Source organism: Streptomyces orinoci (genome assembly GCF_003121295.1).
Classification (GTDB): domain Bacteria; phylum Actinomycetota; class Actinomycetes; order Streptomycetales; family Streptomycetaceae; genus Streptomyces; species Streptomyces orinoci.
On sequence record NZ_PHNC01000031.1, the window covers coordinates 302,640 to 319,310 of the forward strand.

Sequence of the window (16,671 nt, forward strand, 5' to 3'; positions counted from 1 at the left end):
GCCGCGGAAGTTGGTCCAGGCCGACTCAGATGTCGAGGAAGCGGACGTCCTTGGCGTTGCGCTGGATGAAGGAGCGCCGCGCCTCGACGTCCTCGCCCATCAGCACCGAGAACAGGTCGTCCGCCTGGGCGGCGTCGTCCAGGGTGACCTGGCCGAGCACCCGGTGGTCGATGTCCATGGTGGTCACCCGCAGCTCCTCGGCGTTCATCTCGCCGAGACCCTTGAAGCGCTGCACCGAGTCGTCCCTGACCCGCTTGCCGTTCTCCCGGCCCAGCTGGATCAGGGCGTCGCGCTCGCGGTCGGAGTAGGCGTACTCGAAGTCGTCCTTGCCCCACTTGATCTTGTAGAGCGGGGGGCGGGAGAGATAGACATGACCGGCTTCCACCAGCGGGCGCATGAAGCGGAACAGGAAGGTCAGCAACAGGGTGTTGATGTGCTGGCCGTCCACATCGGCGTCCGCCATCAAGATGATCTTGTGGTAGCGGAGCTTGGAGATGTCGAAGTCCTCGTGCACACCCGTGCCGAAGGCGGAGATCAGCGCCTGGATCTCCTGGTTCTGCAGGATCTTGTCAACCCGCGCCTTCTCCACATTGAGGATCTTGCCGCGGATCGGCAGGATCGCCTGGTACTCCGGGTTACGGCCGGACTTGGCCGAGCCGCCGGCGGAGTCACCCTCGACGATGAAGATCTCGCACTTGGTCGGGTCATTGGACTGGCAGTCCGAGAGCTTGCCCGGCAGCGAGGCCGTCTCCAGCAGACCCTTGCGCCGGGTCAGATCCCGCGCCTTACGGGCCGCCACCCGGGCGGTGGCCGCCTGGATGGACTTGCGGATGATGTCCGCCGCCTCGTTGGGGTTGCGGTCCAGCCAGTCCGTCAGGTGCTCATAGACCGCCTTCTGGACAAAGGTCTTGGCCTCGGTGTTGCCCAGCTTGGTCTTGGTCTGGCCCTCGAACTGCGGCTCACTCAGCTTCACCGAGATGATCGCCGTCAGGCCCTCGCGGATGTCGTCACCCGTGAGGTTGTCGTCCTTCTCCCGCAGCAGCTTCTTGTCCCGCGCGTACTTGTTGACCAGCGAGGTCAGCGCGGCCCGGAAGCCCTCCTCATGAGTACCGCCCTCATGGGTGTGGATGATGTTGGCGAAGGAGTAGACACCCTCGGAGTACTGGGTGTTCCACTGCATCGCCACCTCGAGGGAGAGCTTGCGCTCGGTGTCCTCCGCCTCGAAGTCGATCACCGTGGGGTGGACCAGCTCGCCCTTGCGCGAGTTGAGGTAGCGGACGAAGTCCGAGATACCGCCCTCGTAGTGGTAACGGACCGAGAGCGGCTTGCCCTCCTCGTCCACATGGTCCGGACGCTCGTCGGTCAGCGAGATGGTCAGGCCCTTGTTGAGGAAGGCCATCTCCTGGAAGCGCCGGGAGAGCGTCTCGAAGGAGTACTCGGTGGTCTCGAAGATGTCGCCGTCGGCCCAGAAGGTGACCGAGGTACCGGTCTCCTCGGTCGGCTCGTTCTGCTGCAGCGGAGCCGTGGGAGCGCCCAGCTTGTAGTCCTGGGTCCAGCGGAAGCCGTCCGTCCGGACCTCCACGGCCACCCGCGAGGACAGCGCGTTGACCACCGAGACGCCGACGCCGTGCAGACCACCGGAGACGGCGTAACCGCCACCGCCGAACTTGCCGCCCGCGTGCAGCACTGTCAGCACGACCTCCACGGCCGGCTTCCCCTCGGAGGGGACGATGCCCACCGGGATGCCACGGCCGTTGTCCACCACACGCACCCCGCCGTCCGGCAGGATCGTCACATCGATGGTGTCCGCGTGGCCCGCCAGGGCCTCGTCCACGGAGTTGTCGACCACCTCATAGACCAGGTGGTGCAGACCACGCTCGCCCGTGGAGCCGATGTACATACCCGGCCGCTTGCGGACCGCGTCCAGGCCCTCCAGCACGGTGATCGCACTGGCGTCGTACGACGTCTCACCGCCGGGAGCGGAAGGGGTGGTGTTCTCGTTGGGGTTGCCGGAATCGGCCACGAAGCGCCCTTTCTGGCACAGCACAGACCTTCCCCTGACTGCTGCGGGGAGTTGCCCCCGGCCGGCGGTACCCGGCGGACAGGCAGGAGCGGCTGCGTCGTTCGACTTGTTCCGCGAATTGGCGACGGAATGCCACCAGTCTACCGGTAGCGCCGACATGAATGGGGGTTTGGCGGCGCCTGAGTCCTCATGTGCCGCCCTGAACCGGCCTCAGCCGACTCCCTATATGTGGCCCCGGGCTCCAAGGGGCTCACAGCGGCACTCAGCGCTTCGGGCTGTCAACCGCCCGCAACCGTGACCGGAGTCTCACCGGAGCCGCCCCGTCACCCCTCACCCATAGGTGTCGCCCGGACCACTGCTGCCCGGGGCGCGCAGCGGCCCGTACCGGCGCGCCGGACCGCCCGGCCCCAGCACCTTGATCGAACGCACCGTGCCCGGCCCCAGCCGCTCATTGAGCTTGGCCACGAACTGCGGCGCCAGCAATCGCAGTTGGGTCGCCCAGGCGGTGGAGTCACACTGCACGGTGAGCACCCGGGCCTCCTCCTCATAACGCTGCGGAGCACAGTGCAGCGCCACCTCCTGGCCCACGATCTGCGGCCAGCGGCCCATCACCCCGCCCACCGCGGTGGGCGTCTCCCACCCCCGCTCGGTGATCAGACGGCTGATCGCCGCCCCCAGCGGCAGCGGATCACGCCCGTCCGCCCGCGCGCCCGAACGCAGCCCGCCCCGCCTGGCCTGCTTCTTCTGCTGCGCGGCCGCGCCCCGCGCCCGCGCCTGCTCCCGGGCGGCCCGCAACGCCACCCGCGCCAGATCCACCCCGGAGGGCTCAGGAGTCCGCTCGCTCACACCCGCTCCACGGTGCCCTCGGAAACCGCGTACCGGACACCGGACAGCGCGTCCGGCACATCCTCGGCCACCGCGGCCGTCACCAGCACCTGCTCACCGCCGGCCACCAGGGCGGCCAGCCGCTCCCGGCGCCGGGCGTCCAGCTCGGCGAAGACATCGTCCAGCACCAGCACCGGCTCCGCGCCCTCCGCACGCAGCAGCTCATACGAGGCCAGCCGCAGCGCCAGCGCATACGACCAGGACTCGCCATGGCTGGCGTACCCCTTGGCGGGCAGCTTCCCCAGCCGCAGCACCAGATCGTCCCGGTGCGGGCCGGCCAGCGTCACCCCGCGCTCGATCTCCTGCTTGCGCGCCTCGCCCAGCGCGTCCAGCAGCACCTGGTACAGCTCCTCGCGGCCGCGCACGCTCTCGGTGCCCAGCGGACCCTTGTAGTCGAAGGCCACCGGACCGCCGCCGGGCGCCAGCCGCTCATACGCCTGATCCGCCAGCGGCAGCAGCGCGGCGATCAACTCCAGGCGGTGGGCCAGGAGTTCGGCACCGGCCCGGGCCAGATGCTGGTCCCAGACATCCAGGGTGGACATGTCCATGGAACGGCCACCATGCCGACGGGCCATCGCCGCCGACTTCAGCAGGGTGTTGCGCTGCTTGAGCACCCGCTCATAATCCGAGCGCACCCCGGCCATCCGCGGGGAACGGGCGGTGACCAGCTCGTCCAGAAAGCGCCGGCGCTCCCCCGGATCACCCTTGACCAGCGCCAGGTCCTCCGGGGCGAACAGCACGGTACGTACGATGCCCAGCACATCGCGCGGTCTGACCTGGGAGGAACGGTTGATCCGGGCCCGGTTGGCCTTGCCGGGGTTGAGCTCCAGCTCGATCAGCTGCTGCCGCTCGTCCCGCACCACGGCGGCCCGGATGACGGCCCGCTCGGCGCCCAGGCGCACCAGCGGGGCGTCCGTGGAGACCCGGTGGCTGCCCAGGGTGGCCAGATAGCCGACGGCCTCCACCAGATTGGTCTTGCCCTGGCCATTGGGGCCGACAAAAGCGGTGACGCCAGGGCCGAGCGGGACCTCGGCCCTGGCGTACGAGCGGAAGTCGGCGAGCGAGAGATGCGAAACGTGCATGAGTGCGCGCCGAGCCTCCTGGTTCTGCGGGGGGTGTTACTTGCTCTCGACCGCGTGGCCGCCGAACTGGTTGCGCAGCGCGGCGATCATCTTCATCTGCGGGGAGTCGTCCTGGCGGGAGGCGAAGCGGGCGAACAGCGAGGCGGTGATCGCCGGCAGCGGCACCGCGTTGTCGATGGCGGCCTCCACCGTCCAGCGGCCCTCGCCGGAGTCGGCCGCGTAACCGCGGATCTTCTCCAGGTGCTCGTCGTCGTCCAGCGCATTGACGGCCAGGTCCAGCAGCCAGGAGCGGATGACCGTGCCCTCCTGCCAGGAGCGGAAGACCTCGCGGACATCGGTGACCGAGTCCACCTTCTCCAGCAGCTCCCAGCCCTCGGCATAGGCCTGCATCATGGCGTACTCGATGCCGTTGTGGACCATCTTGGCGAAGTGGCCGGCGCCGACCTTGCCCGCGTGCACCGCGCCGAAGTCGCCCTCGGGCTTGAGCGCGTCGAAGACCGGCTGGACCTTCGCCACATGCTCGGCGTCGCCGCCGTACATCAGGGCATAGCCGTTCTCCAGGCCCCAGACGCCACCGGAGACGCCGCAGTCCACAAAGCCGATGCCCTTGGCGGCCAGCTGCTCGGCGTGCTTCTCGTCGTCGGTCCAGCGGGAGTTGCCGCCGTCCACCACGATGTCGCCGGGCGAGAGCAGCTCGGCGAGCTCGTCGATGGTGGACTGGGTGGCGGCCCCGGCCGGGACCATGACCCACACCACGCGCGGACCGGACAGGGAGTCCACAAGCTCCTTGAGGCTGTGGACATCCGCCAGGTCCGGGTTGCGGTCGTATCCGATGACGGTGTGGCCTGCGCGGCGAATGCGCTCACGCATATTGCCGCCCATCTTGCCGAGACCGACGAGACCGAGCTCCATCAGTTGATCCTCTATGCCGTAGTGGTTGCGGATTGTTCCCCGGTCCGAGCCTACGCCCGGGCCCTGGCGCACACCTGTCGGGACGGAGCGCTCAAACGCTCCGTCGCCTGGGGCCGCCTCAGCCGGAGAGCCGCACCGGCATGATCAGGTACTTGTAGGCCTCGTCGGCCTCCGCGTCCACCGCCGGCTTGCCGCTGAGCAGCGCGGGCTTGGTGGAGGTGGTGAAGGACAGCTGGGCGACCGGGGAGTCGATCGCGGACAGGCCCTCCAGCAGGAAGCCGGGGTTGAAGGCGATGGAGATGTCCTCGCCCTCCAGCCGGGCGTCCACCCTTTCCACAGCCTGTGCATCATCGCTGGAACCGGCCTCCAGGATCAGCACACCCTGCTCGAAGCTCAGCCGCACCGGGGTGTTGCGCTCGGCGACCAGGGCCACGCGCTTGACGGCCTCCACAAAGGGGGCGGTCTCGATCACCGCGACCGAGTTGAACTCGGTCGGGAAGAGGGTGCGGTACTTGGGCAGGTCGCCCTCGAGCAGGCGGGTGGTGGTGCGGCGGCCGGCGCCCTCGAAGCCGATCAGGCCCTCGCCCGCGCCGGAGCCGGACAGCGCCAGCGTGACGCTCTCGCCGCCGCTGAGCGACTTGGCGGTGTCCAGCAGCGTCTTGGCCGGGACCAGGGCGACGGCGGAGACATCCGGGGTCTCCGGCTTCCACAGGAACTCGCGGACGGCGAAGCGGTAGCGGTCGGTGGAGGCCAGGGTGACCGTGTCGCCCTCGATCTCGATGCGGACACCGGTGAGCACCGGCAGGGTGTCGTCCCGGCCGGCGGCGATGGCCACCTGGGCGGCGGCGGAGGCGAAGACCTCGGCCGGGACGCTGCCGGTGGCGGTGGGCATCTGGGGCAGCGCCGGGTACTCCTCCACCGGCATGGTGTGGAGGGTGAAGCGGGAGGAGCCGCAGACCACGGTGACCCGCACGCCGTCGGTGGAGATCTCCACAGGCCTGTTGGGAAGTGCGCGGCAGATGTCGGCGAGCAGGCGGCCGGAGACCAGGACGGTGCCGTCCTCCTCCACATCGGCCTCCACCGAGACCCGGGCGGAGACCTCGTAGTCGAAGCCGGAGAGGCTGAGCGTGCCGTCCTCGGCCTTCAGCAGCAGGCCGGCGAGGACCGGCACCGGCGGACGGGCCGGGAGGCTACGGGCCGCCCAGGCCACTGCCTCCGCGAGTACATCGCGCTCCACCCGGATCTTCACCGGAACCGCCTCCTGCTTGTTGCTGGCTCGTCGCCTTGCCGGCGTCGTCTTCGACTGTCTTCGGCCTCAGTAGCCGGAGACCAGTCTGACGCACACCGCTGACAGCTGTTGCTGCTCGGGGTCAAGTCGGCCCGGGTGGCGTTCGGCGGCCCGAGGCGAAGTTGTGCACAGGACCCACTTCGAAGCGATTTCCCCGCTTGAACTCTGTGGTCGTAGTAGTAGGCCCTGTGGAAACCGTGGAAAACCGGCTTCGCCCAGGTCAGGCCGGGATTTTTGTCCACTGGGCCTGTGGGCGGCGGTGGTGGAAAAGCGGGGGTCGCTGTGGAGAACGGAAAGTTCTGCACAGGCGGTGCACAGGGTGGGGGCACTTCTCCCCAGGGCCGTCCCCAGTTTTACCCGCGTTCCCCACAGGGCAACCCGGCAACTTGGTGTGACGCCTTTCACTCTCCCCGGTAGCTCCGGGCGTTTCGTTGCCGAACAGTGGACATCCGTGTGGAAAGGCTGTGCACAACGGGGCGCTGCCTGTGGGCGGACGGTGGACAACCGGCGGCGTGGCTGTGCACGGAGCGGTCGTCCACAGGGTGTGGAATCCCGTCAACCACAAATCCACACGCCGTTGACCTCCCCTGATGGACTATCAACAGGCCCCGCTGTGGACATCATCTGGATAACTTTCCGGTCCCCAGGGTGTGGACGCCGCTCGCGGGCGGATTCTGTGGAGAACCGCTGGTCATCGGCGCGTAATCGAACAAGGGGTGGGCGGTGCGGGGCGATGACGGCGGCGCGGGACCGCCCGCGAAGGGGCTCCGGAGCGCCTCGGGAGCACCTCCGGAACGCCTCCGGAACGGCGAAGGGCGCCCCGGGATCCGTCCCGAGGCGCCCTTGGCGGCGTGCTCGTGTGCCTGGCTCAGCCGTTCTTGATGCGGTTGGTCAGCTCCGTCACCTGGTTGTAGATGGAGCGCCGCTCGGCCATCAGCGCACGGATCTTGCGGTCCGCGTGCATCACCGTGGTGTGGTCCCGGCCGCCGAACTGGGCGCCGATCTTGGGCAGCGAGAGGTCGGTGAGCTCCCGGCACAGATACATGGCGATCTGCCGGGCGGTCACCAGCACCCGGCTGCGGGAGGCCCCGCAGAGGTCTTCCACGGTGTGCCCGAAGTAGTCGGCGGTGGCGGCCATGATGGCCGGCGCGGTGATCTCCGGGGAGGCGTCCTCGCCGCCCGGGATCAGGTCCTTGAGCACGATCTCGGTCAGGCCCAGGTCCACCGGCTGCCGGTTGAGGCTGGCGAAGGCGGTGACCCGGATGAGGGCGCCCTCCAGCTCGCGGATGTTGCGCGAGATACGGGAGGCGATGAACTCCAGCACCTCCGGCGGGGCGTTGAGCTGCTCCTGCACCGCCTTTTTGCGCAGGATGGCGATCCGGGTCTCCAGCTCGGGCGGCTGGACGTCGGTGATCAGGCCCCACTCGAAGCGGTTGCGCAGCCGGTCCTCCAGGGTCACCAGCTGCTTGGGCGGCCGGTCCGAGGACAGCACGATCTGCTTGTTGGCGTTGTGCAGGGTGTTGAAGGTGTGGAAGAACTCCTCCTGGGTGGACTCCTTGCTGGCCAGGAACTGGATGTCGTCCACCAGCAGGATGTCCATGTCGCGGTAGCGCTTGCGGAACGCGTCCGCCTTGCCGTCGCGGATGGAGTTGATGAACTCGTTGGTGAACTCCTCCGAGCTCACATAGCGCACCCGGGTGCCCGGGTAGAGGCTGCGCGCATAGTGCCCGATGGCGTGCAGCAGATGGGTCTTGCCCAGCCCGGACTCGCCGTAGATGAACAGCGGGTTGTACGCCTTGGCCGGGGCCTCGGCCACCGCCACCGCGGCCGCGTGGGCAAAGCGGTTGGAGGCGCCGATGACAAAGGTGTCGAAGAGGTACTTGGGGTTCAGCCGGGCGGTGGGCTCGGCCGGGCCGGAGCCGGCGGAACCGGAGCCGGAGCCGCCCGCGGGCCGGTCGGCGGAGGCGCCGCCGGGCGCGGGGCGCTCGCTCTGGGCGCCGCCGCGGGCGGGGGGCTCGGGCAGCTCACGGCGCTGCGGCTCGTACGCCGGTACGCCGGGGCGGTAGTCGCCCTGCTGGGGCTCGTACCCGGCGGACTCATAGCCGGATGACTCGTAACCGGAGGGCGCGGGCTGGCCGGCGTAGGGGTCGCGTTCAGCCTCGGTGAAGCCGCCCAAGCGGGGCTGCTGCCAGCCGTACTCGGCGCGCTCCTGGGCCGGCGGGGCTGAGTGGCGCGGCCAGGCGCCGGGCTCGGTGCGGGGCCGGTCGTAGTCGGGGTAGGCGGGACGGACGGCCGGCAGGTCCTCGGCGGCGGAGGGGCGGCCGTAGGGCTCCCGGGGCTCGCGGGCCTCATAGCCGCCGCGGGTGTCATAGCCCTCGTAGGGCTCCCGGCCCCGGTCGGCGGGGGGCTCGAAGCGCTGCGGGCGCTCGGGACGCTCCGGGGCGGCCGGTTCCGCGCCCACGGTGTTGTCCACGGTGATGGCGATCCGGATCGGCCGGCCGCACTCCCGGCTGAGGGTCTCGCTGACCAGCGGGGCCAGCCGGCCCTCCAGCACACCCTTGGCGAATTCATTGGGCACCGCGAGCAGCGCGGTGTCGGCCACCAGGGCCAGCGGCTGGCACCGCTTGATCCAGTGCTCGTCCTTGCTCTCGACGCCCTGGCCCTCGCTGAGCAGCTGTTCCAGCACGCGCGGCCAGACTGCGGCAAGATCGGCAGGCAGGTCAGCCACAGGGCACGCTCTCTCGGTCAGCTTGGGGAGCCCTTGAGTCCCACGAAAGTGTGGTTCTCGGGATGGGCGGGAAGGATTCGGAGTTCAGTCACGGTAGTCAGGCCGTGGTGCGTGGTTCAAGTCGTTGTCCACAGGGTGTGCACAACTGTGCCATGCGGCGGGCGTCCCGGCGTCCCCGGGCATGGCGTGGCCGGGGCGGGCCGGTGGGACCGCTACGGTGGTGGCTGGTGCGCTCCCGGTTTGACCGGATGGCGTAATCGCGCGTACCGTAGCCCGGTCGAGTTGTCGATGGCTGCTGCCGCCTGCCTCCGATGGGCAAGGGTCACTCTCCCGTAGACGGGAGATGATCGTGAAGCGGTGCACTTGCGCACTTGCGAGCTTCCTCGTGGGCGCACGGTGACAGCCAGGCGATGTCCCGCCATCACACGATTCATTTCTGGAGTCCCCGAGTGAGCAAGCGCACCTTCCAGCCGAACAACCGCCGCCGCGCGAAGACCCACGGCTTCCGGCTGCGTATGCGCACCCGTGCCGGCCGCGCGATCCTCGCGTCCCGCCGCAGCAAGGGTCGCGCCCGCCTGTCGGCCTGACCAGCCTGACATCAAGGTCCTGATGTGCTGCCTTCCGAGTCTCGGCTGAGGCGGCGCGAGGACTTCGCGACCGCGGTCCGACGAGGGCGCAGGGCAGGCCGCCCGCTCCTCGTCGTCCACCTGCGCAGCGGTGCAACGGACCCGCACGCACCTGGGGAGAGTGCTCCCCCGGCGCGTGCGGGTTTCGTCGTGAGCAAGGCCGTGGGCAAGGCAGTGGTCCGTAACCTCGTCAAGCGGAGGCTGCGCCACCTGATGCGTGACCGGCTGGAGCAGCTGCCCGCCGGTAGCCTGGTGGTGGTACGCGCCCTGCCGGGCGCGGGCGAGGCGGATCACGGTCAGCTGGCCCGCGACCTGGATACCGCGCTGCAGCGGCTGTTGGGTGGGGATGTTCCCGGTGCCGCCGGGGACAGGGCGCCGCGAAGCTGCAATCCCCCGGAGGGCGATCTCCGGACACCGGGCCCAGGCCCGGGAGGGAGCGCACGGTGAAGTATCCGCTGCTGTGGTTGATCAAGCTGTACCAGTGGACCATCAGCCCGCTGCTGGGCCCGGTCTGCAAGTACTACCCCTCGTGCTCGCACTATGGCTATACGGCCATCCAGGTGCATGGCGCGATCAAAGGAACGGCGCTGACGGCCTGGCGCATCCTGCGCTGTAATCCGTGGTCGCTCGGTGGCGTCGACCACGTACCTCCCCGGAAGCGTCCGGTCTGGCACCAGCGGCTGAGGAGCCGACTGGGCGGGCACCCCGTGCTGGGGCCCGTCGCACAGCCCGAGACTCAGCCCAACGCCCAAGGAGCCTGATTCGTGGACACGATCCTCCGTCCTCTCTATTACGCAGTTTCCTGGATCATCGTCCAGTTCCACTCGTTCTACTCCCTGATGTTCGACAGGGACAGCGGCTGGGCGTGGGGTCTGTCCATCGTCTCGCTGGTGGTGCTGATCCGTATCTGCCTGATCCCGCTGTTCGTCAAGCAGATCAAGGCGACGCGGAACATGCAGGCGCTCCAGCCGAAGATGAAGGCGATCCAGGAGCGTTACAAGAGCGACCGGCAGCGCCAGTCCGAAGAGATGATGAAGCTCTACAAGGAGACGGGCACCAACCCGCTCTCCAGCTGTCTGCCGATCATCGCGCAGTCGCCCTTCTTCATCTCGCTGTACCAGGTCCTCAACCACATCGCGCAGGGCAAGACGGTCGGCGTCATCAACCAGGACCTGCTGAACAGCGCCCGGCACGCGCATATCTTCGGTGCCCCGCTGTCGGTGAAGTTCATGGACAGCGCCCACAAGGTCGAGTCGCTCGGGGCCACCCTGACCGATGTGCGGGTGGTCACGGTCATCATGATCGTGCTGATGTCGCTGTCGCAGTTCATCACGCAGCGGCAGCTGATGACCAAGAACGTCGATCTGACGGTGAAGACGCCGTTTATGCAGCAGCAGAAGATGCTGATGTACGTCTTCCCGGTGATGTTCGCCGTCTTCGGCATCAACTTCCCGGTGGGTGTTCTGATCTACTGGCTGACCACCAATGTGTGGACCATGGGCCAGCAGCTGTTCGTCATCCGCCGCAACCCCACTCCGGGCAGCCTCGCCTACAAGCAGCGCCAGGAGCGGCTGCGCGCCAAGGGCAAGCTCAAGGAGGACCCGGCGGAGATCGAGGCCAAGCAGGCCGCCGAGGCCGCCCGGGCCGCGCGCCAGCAGCCCAAGCGCCAGACCAAGGCCAAGCGGCAGCAGACCGGCGCCCCCGCCGGTGCCGGCCAGCCCCGTACCCGGGCCTCCTCCGGCAATGGCGCGGCCAAGCAGCAGCCGGAGGACGCCAAGCCCGAGCAGGGCGGTTCCCCGCGCAGCGCCAAGTCCGGGCAGCGCAAGGGCCAGCAGCGGCCCCAGCACCCCTCGTCCAAGAAGTAAGAAGGAGTCCACCGTGACGGACACCCAGCACCAGACCAGTGCGGCCGCTGCCGAGGGCACCGACACCCTGTCCCGCCTGGAGCAGGAGGGCGAGATCGCCGCCGACTACCTCGAGGGTCTGCTGGACATCGCCGATCTCGACGGCGACATCGACATGGATGTCGAGGCCGACCGGGCCTCGGTCTCCATCATCAGCGACGACGCCGACAGCCGTGACCTGCAGAAGCTGGTGGGGCGCGACGGCGAGGTGCTGGAGGCGCTCCAGGAGCTGACCCGGCTGGCGGTGAACCGGGAGACCGGTGACCGCAGCCGGCTGATGCTGGACATCGCCGGGTTCCGGGCCCGTAAGCGGGCGGAGCTGGCCAAGCTGGGCGCCCAGGCGGTGGCGGAGGCCAAGTCCACCGGCAAGGCGGTCAAGCTGGACCCGATGACTCCCTTTGAGCGCAAGGTGGTCCATGACGCGGTGGCCGCCGCGGGCCTGCGGAGCGAGTCCGAGGGCGAGGAGCCGCAGCGCCGCGTGGTCGTGCTGCCCGCCTGACGCTTGTCTCCGGTAGTTGTGGTTCGGCCCCGTCTGCACGCAGGCGGGGCCGAACCTTGTCAGCCTGATAGCCCACAACGTTGTACGGAAGGACGGTTCCCCGTGGACGAGGCAGCGGAGCTCCCGCCGGCGCCCCCTGAGGCCCGGGAGGTTTTCGGCGACCGGTTTGCGGATGCCGTGCGCTACGCGGAGCTGCTCGCCGACGCCGGGGTGCGGCGTGGGCTGATCGGTCCCCGGGAGGTGCCCCGGCTCTGGGAGCGGCACCTGCTGAACTGCGCGGTGCTCTCCGAGGCGGTGGCCGAGGATGTCTCGGTCTGTGATGTGGGCTCCGGTGCGGGCCTGCCGGGTATCCCGCTGGCGCTGGTCCGTCCCGACCTGCAGATCACCCTGCTGGAGCCGCTGCTGCGGCGGACCACCTTCCTCTCCGAGGTGGTGGAGCTGCTGGGCCTGGACCATGTGACGGTGGTGCGCGGGCGGGCCGAGGAGATGCTGGGCAAGCTGCCGCCGGTGCATGTGGTGACCGCGCGGGCGGTGGCCCCGCTGGACCGGCTGGCGGGTTGGGGCGTGCCGCTGCTGCGGCCTTACGGCGAGATGCTGGCGCTCAAGGGCGACACCGCCGAGGAGGAGCTCAAGAGTGCCCGGGCGGCGCTGAGCAAGCTCGGGGTGGTGGAGACCTCGGTGCTCCAGGTCGGGGCCGGGGTGGTGGATCCGCCGTCCACGCTGGTGCGGGTGGAGGTCGGGGAGAGCCCCGGCGGAGTGCGGTTCGCGGCCAAGCGGGCCAAGGCGGCCCGGGCGAGCCGGTCGCGTCGTCGGCGCTGAGGCCGCTGCCCTGGGCTGATCCGCTGCCTCGGGCTGATCCGCTGTCTTGGGCTGATCCGCTGTCTTGGGCTGATCCATCCGCCCGTTCTGCTCAGGACAATGCTCCATACAAGCTGCCAAAACTACCCAAACCGGAGTGTCGTGGTGGGGTAGCGGTTGGGGCTATGCATCGTGTTTCACGTGAAACATCGCTCCTTGCTGCATGGGATCATCAGTCGCGGCCGGCTGGCCGCCGGTCGCGACCGCAGGCCGGTCGCCGAGATGGATGTCTCCACAAGGGAAGTGGATTCGTTCAGCACAGAGCGGGGCTTGCTGGTTCACGGCCCTGAAAACATGGCAGGCTCTGCACATCGCGAGCCTGATGTCGAGGAGAGTGAATCCTTGCGGTCCGACGCCAATATCGCGGGGCCGATGGCCGATCCGGTCCCCGGTCCCCGTCCCGCCGACTCCGATCCGGTGCCCGTCCCCCCGGCTCCCGGGAACGCGGTTTCACGTGAAACACCGCACCCGATGCCCAGGCCGGAGGAGACCCGGGTGGTGGTGGTCGCCAATCAGAAGGGCGGGGTCGGAAAGACCACCACCACGGTGAACCTGGCCGCCTCCCTGGCGCTGCACGGCAACCGGGTGCTGGTGATCGACCTGGACCCGCAGGGCAATGCCTCCACCGCGCTGGGCATCGACCACCATGCCGAGGTGCCGTCCATCTATGACGTCCTGGTGGACAACCGGCAGCTCTCCGAGGTGGTCCAGCCGGTACGGGATGTGGAGGGGCTGTTCTGCGCTCCCGCCACCATCGACCTGGCCGGTGCGGAGATCGAGCTGGTCTCGCTGGTGGCCCGGGAGAGCCGGCTGGACCGGGCGATCAAGGCCTATGAGCAGCCGCTGGACTACATCCTTATCGACTGTCCGCCCTCGCTGGGCCTGCTGACCGTCAACGCCCTGGTGGCCGGGGCCGAGGTGCTGATCCCCATCCAGTGCGAGTACTACGCGCTGGAGGGCCTGGGGCAGCTGCTGCGCAATGTGGAGCTGGTGCGCGGCCACCTCAACCCCAAGCTGCATGTCTCCACCATCCTGCTCACCATGTACGACGGCCGGACCCGGCTGGCCTCGCAGGTGGCCGAGGAGGTGCGCAGCCACTTCGGCAAGGAGGTGCTGCGCACCAGCATCCCGCGCTCGGTACGGATCTCCGAGGCGCCCAGCTACGGTCAGACGGTGCTCACCTACGACCCGGGCTCCAGTGGCGCGCTGTCCTATATGGAGGCGGCCCGGGAGATGGCACTGCGCGGGGTCGGTATTCACTATGAACCCGGCACGGCCGCCCACCTGGTGGGCCAACAGCAACAGCAAGACCAGCACAGCATGTCGGAGGGGCTGCAGTGAGTGAGCGACGTAGGGGACTGGGCCGTGGGCTCGGTGCGCTGATCCCGGCAGCGCCCAAGGGATCGGAGAGCGACGCGCCCATGACGGGGCCCGGTGCCACGTCTCCCACCGCGGTTCCGGTGCTGACCGCGGACCGGGGTGCGGCGCTGCAGGTGGCCACCCTGGCGGCGGAGCGGCAGGAGACCGTTTCACGGGAAACCGAGCCGACGGCTGTGGCGGAGGCTTCCCCGGGGGCTGCCCAGGGCACCTCCCCGGCTGGTGCCGCGGCCGGTTCTCCGGCTGGTTCCCCGGAGGGGGCGGGCGGGACGGTCGCCGGGGCGTACTTCGCCGAGCTGCCGCTGGACGCCATCACCCCCAACCCCCGCCAGCCCCGGGAGGTGTTCGACGAGGAGGCCCTCGACGAGCTGGTGACCTCCATCCGCGAGGTGGGACTGCTCCAGCCGGTGGTGGTCCGCCGGACCGCCCCGGAGCGCTATGAGCTCATCATGGGCGAGCGCCGCTGGCGGGCCTGCCGGGAGGCCGGGCTGGAGCGTATCCCGGCCATCGTCCGGGCCACCGACGACGAGAAGCTGCTGCTGGACGCGCTGCTGGAGAACCTGCACCGGGCCCAGCTCAACCCGCTGGAAGAGGCCGCCGCCTACGACCAGTTGCTCAAGGACTTCAACTGCACCCATGACGAGCTGGCGGACCGCATCGGGCGTTCCCGTCCGCAGGTCTCCAACACCCTGCGCCTGCTGAAGCTGACCCCGGCGGTCCAGCAGCGGCTGGCCTCCGGGGTGCTCTCCGCGGGGCACGGACGTGCGCTGCTGGCGGTGGAGGACGCCGGGGAGCAGGACCAGCTGGCGCGGCGGATCGTGGCCGAGGGGCTGTCGGTGCGGTCCGTGGAGGAGATCGTCCATCTGATGTCCTCGCAGACCAAGCGCCCGGCCAAGGCCAAGGGGCCGCGGGCCGGTACCCGGGTGTCCCCGGCGCTGAGCGATCTGGCCTCCCGGCTGTCCGACCGGTTCGAGACCCGGGTGAAGGTGGACCTGGGCCAGAAGAAGGGCAAGATCGTGGTGGAGTTCGCCTCCATCGAGGATCTGGAGCGCATTCTCAGCAGCATGGCGCCGGGCGAGGGCGGTGTGCTGGACCAGAAGCTGACCGGCGAGGAGGCCGAGGGCTAGGCCCCATGCGGTGACCGCCGAGGGCGGGTCGTGTTTCACGTGAAACACGACCCGCCCTTTGCCTTGGTCCGCTGTTCGCCCAACGGGCCTGCGGATACGATGCGTTGGAGTATGGCGGATCAGCACACCGGGTTGAAAACCTTGAGTCGTTGACGACAGGGGCGGGGCCATGCGAACGGTGAGCCGGGCCGGACTGGTGGTGACGGGCCTGAGCCTGGGGGCGGTCGGCGGGTTCGTCGGCAGCCTGCTCAGGGAGCGCAGCGCACTGAGTGCCGCCGGGGGTGCGGCCCGCGAGGGAAGGGAGGAATCGGCTCCATGGGGCGTCGGCTGGTACCGCTCACGCTGGACAATCTCCCGGACCTTCCCCAGCGTTGCCGCTCCTGTGTCTTCTGGGAGCTGGACCCCGTCAGTGGTGAAGCCGCGCTGAGAGCCGGCCGTCCGGAGCTGGAGAAGGAAGCCTGGATCTCCGCGGTGCTGCTGGAGTGGGGCTCCTGCGGCCGGGTGGTCTATGTGGACGATGCGCCGGTGGGCTTTGTGCTGTACGCGCCGCCGGCCTATGTGCCGCGTTCGACCGCCTTTCCCACCAGCCCGGTGGCGGCCGACGCGGTCCAGCTGATGACGGCCTGGCTGATGCCGCGTTACCAGGGCCAGGGGCTGGGGCGGGTGATGGTGCAGACCGTCGCCAAGGACGTACTGCGGCGCGGCTTCAAGGCGATCGAGGCCTTTGGCGACGCCTGCTGGAAGGAACCGGCCTGTGTGCTGCCCGCCGACCATTTGCTGGCAGTGGGCTTCAAAACGGTGCGGCACCATCCGCGCTATCCCCGGCTGCGGCTGGAGCTGCGCTCCGCGCTGTCCTGGAAGGAGGACGTGGAGCTGGCGCTGGACCGGCTGCTGGGCGCGGTGCAGAAGGAGCCCGCGCTACGGCCGCTGTAACGGCGAACGGGCCCGCCCCCAGCCGAGGGGCGGGCCCGTTTCACGTGAAACGGCGCGACTACTTGTGGGCCGAGAGGAACTGGTCCAGGTCACGCTGGAGGGCGGCCTTGGGCTTGGCGCCCACGATGGTCTTCACGACCTCGCCGCCCTGGTAGACGTTGAGGGTCGGGATGGACATCACACCGTACTTGGCGGCGGTGGCCGGGTTCTCGTCGATGTTCAGCTTGACGATCTCCAGCTTGTCGCCGTGCTCGGCGGCGATGGCCTCCAGGGACGGGGCGATCTGGCGGCAGGGGCCGCACCACTCGGCCCAGAAGTCGACCAGTACGGGCTTGTCGCTCTTGAGCACATCCTCGTCGAAGGACGCGTCGGTCACGGCCTTGAGAGCCATTGAGGTCTCCTTGGATCTTTCGGTAGGGGTGGGGGGCG

At 69.3% G+C, this 16,671-nt stretch carries 15 protein-coding genes and 1 pseudogene; 9 read left to right on the plus strand and 7 right to left on the minus strand.

Annotated elements, in window-relative coordinates:
* Positions 1-25: 25 nt before the first annotated feature.
* The 6 genes from gyrB to dnaA form a co-directional block, all read right to left on the minus strand.
* Positions 26-2,047: a DNA topoisomerase (ATP-hydrolyzing) subunit B gene (gyrB, locus tag CV755_RS23495; RefSeq protein WP_109282273.1), complete on the minus strand. Its 2,022-nt coding sequence runs from the start codon at positions 2,045-2,047 to the stop codon at positions 26-28.
* Between the two features lie 306 nt (positions 2,048-2,353).
* Positions 2,354-2,869 (minus strand): DciA family protein, encoded by a 516-nt coding sequence (locus tag CV755_RS23500; protein ID WP_109282274.1) that lies wholly within the window; start codon positions 2,867-2,869, stop codon positions 2,354-2,356.
* A complete protein-coding gene (recF, locus tag CV755_RS23505) occupies positions 2,866-3,990 on the minus strand; it encodes a DNA replication/repair protein RecF (RefSeq protein ID WP_109282275.1) in 1,125 nt (374 codons plus the stop codon). The genes CV755_RS23500 and recF overlap by 4 nt, the downstream gene beginning before the upstream one ends.
* A 36-nt stretch (positions 3,991-4,026) precedes the next feature.
* On the minus strand, positions 4,027-4,902 hold the full coding sequence (gnd, locus tag CV755_RS23510; RefSeq protein ID WP_109282276.1) for a phosphogluconate dehydrogenase (NAD(+)-dependent, decarboxylating): 876 nt from the start codon (positions 4,900-4,902) through the stop codon (positions 4,027-4,029).
* Between the two features lie 118 nt (positions 4,903-5,020).
* The gene (gene dnaN, locus CV755_RS23515; RefSeq protein ID WP_109282277.1) at positions 5,021-6,151 is read right to left on the minus strand and encodes a DNA polymerase III subunit beta; all 1,131 of its coding nucleotides are present in this window, start codon (positions 6,149-6,151) and stop codon (positions 5,021-5,023) included.
* A 907-nt stretch (positions 6,152-7,058) separates the two neighbouring features.
* Positions 7,059-8,918 carry a chromosomal replication initiator protein DnaA gene (gene dnaA / locus CV755_RS23525; protein WP_109282278.1) on the minus strand — a complete coding sequence of 620 codons (1,860 nt, stop codon included), beginning with the start codon at positions 8,916-8,918 and terminating at the stop codon, positions 7,059-7,061.
* Between the two features lie 449 nt (positions 8,919-9,367).
* Between dnaA and rpmH the strand changes: the two genes are divergently transcribed.
* From rpmH to CV755_RS23570, 9 genes and pseudogenes are all read left to right on the plus strand, one after another.
* Complete coding sequence (gene rpmH / locus CV755_RS23530) at positions 9,368-9,505, plus strand: 50S ribosomal protein L34 (protein ID WP_003956500.1); 138 nt, start codon at positions 9,368-9,370, stop codon at positions 9,503-9,505.
* 24 nt (positions 9,506-9,529) lie between these two features.
* A pseudogene (gene rnpA / locus CV755_RS23535) lies at positions 9,530-9,889 on the plus strand (ribonuclease P protein component); the annotation flags it as partial.
* Between the two features lie 98 nt (positions 9,890-9,987).
* The gene (yidD, locus tag CV755_RS23540) at positions 9,988-10,305 is read left to right on the plus strand and encodes a membrane protein insertion efficiency factor YidD (RefSeq protein ID WP_109282280.1); all 318 of its coding nucleotides are present in this window, start codon (positions 9,988-9,990) and stop codon (positions 10,303-10,305) included.
* A gap of 3 nt (positions 10,306-10,308) precedes the next feature.
* Positions 10,309-11,409: a membrane protein insertase YidC gene (yidC, locus tag CV755_RS23545; protein ID WP_109282281.1), complete on the plus strand. Its 1,101-nt coding sequence runs from the start codon at positions 10,309-10,311 to the stop codon at positions 11,407-11,409.
* 13 nt (positions 11,410-11,422) lie between these two features.
* The gene (locus CV755_RS23550) at positions 11,423-11,947 is read left to right on the plus strand and encodes a Jag family protein (protein ID WP_109282282.1); all 525 of its coding nucleotides are present in this window, start codon (positions 11,423-11,425) and stop codon (positions 11,945-11,947) included.
* A 102-nt stretch (positions 11,948-12,049) separates the two neighbouring features.
* A complete protein-coding gene (gene rsmG / locus CV755_RS23555) occupies positions 12,050-12,766 on the plus strand; it encodes a 16S rRNA (guanine(527)-N(7))-methyltransferase RsmG (protein ID WP_109282283.1) in 717 nt (238 codons plus the stop codon).
* A 333-nt stretch (positions 12,767-13,099) separates the two neighbouring features.
* Positions 13,100-14,146 (plus strand): ParA family protein, encoded by a 1,047-nt coding sequence (locus CV755_RS23560; RefSeq protein WP_109282284.1) that lies wholly within the window; start codon positions 13,100-13,102, stop codon positions 14,144-14,146.
* Positions 14,143-15,309 carry a ParB/RepB/Spo0J family partition protein gene (locus CV755_RS23565; RefSeq protein ID WP_109282285.1) on the plus strand — a complete coding sequence of 389 codons (1,167 nt, stop codon included), beginning with the start codon at positions 14,143-14,145 and terminating at the stop codon, positions 15,307-15,309. Before CV755_RS23560 ends, CV755_RS23565 begins: the two co-directional genes overlap by 4 nt.
* Before the next feature lie 315 nt (positions 15,310-15,624).
* Positions 15,625-16,242, plus strand: coding sequence for a GNAT family N-acetyltransferase (locus CV755_RS23570; protein WP_109282286.1), 618 nt, complete (start codon positions 15,625-15,627; stop codon positions 16,240-16,242).
* A 58-nt stretch (positions 16,243-16,300) separates the two neighbouring features.
* Here CV755_RS23570 and trxA read toward each other — a convergent pair whose 3' ends face one another.
* Positions 16,301-16,633 carry a thioredoxin gene (gene trxA, locus CV755_RS23575; RefSeq protein WP_109282287.1) on the minus strand — a complete coding sequence of 111 codons (333 nt, stop codon included), beginning with the start codon at positions 16,631-16,633 and terminating at the stop codon, positions 16,301-16,303.
* Positions 16,634-16,671: the final 38 nt, after the last annotated feature.

Excerpts from the sequence above, each read along its gene's own strand:
- recF (WP_109282275.1), bottom strand. The coding sequence starts at position 3,990 with ATGCACGTTTCGCATCTCTCGCTCGCCGACTTCCGCTCGTACGCCAGG.
- gnd (WP_109282276.1), bottom strand. The coding sequence starts at position 4,902 with ATGGAGCTCGGTCTCGTCGGTCTCGGCAAGATGGGCGGCAATATGCGT.
- CV755_RS23560 (WP_109282284.1), top strand. The coding sequence starts at position 13,100 with ATGGCAGGCTCTGCACATCGCGAGCCTGATGTCGAGGAGAGTGAATCC.
- CV755_RS23570 (WP_109282286.1), top strand. The coding sequence starts at position 15,625 with ATGGGGCGTCGGCTGGTACCGCTCACGCTGGACAATCTCCCGGACCTT.
- trxA (WP_109282287.1), bottom strand. The coding sequence starts at position 16,633 with ATGGCTCTCAAGGCCGTGACCGACGCGTCCTTCGACGAGGATGTGCTC.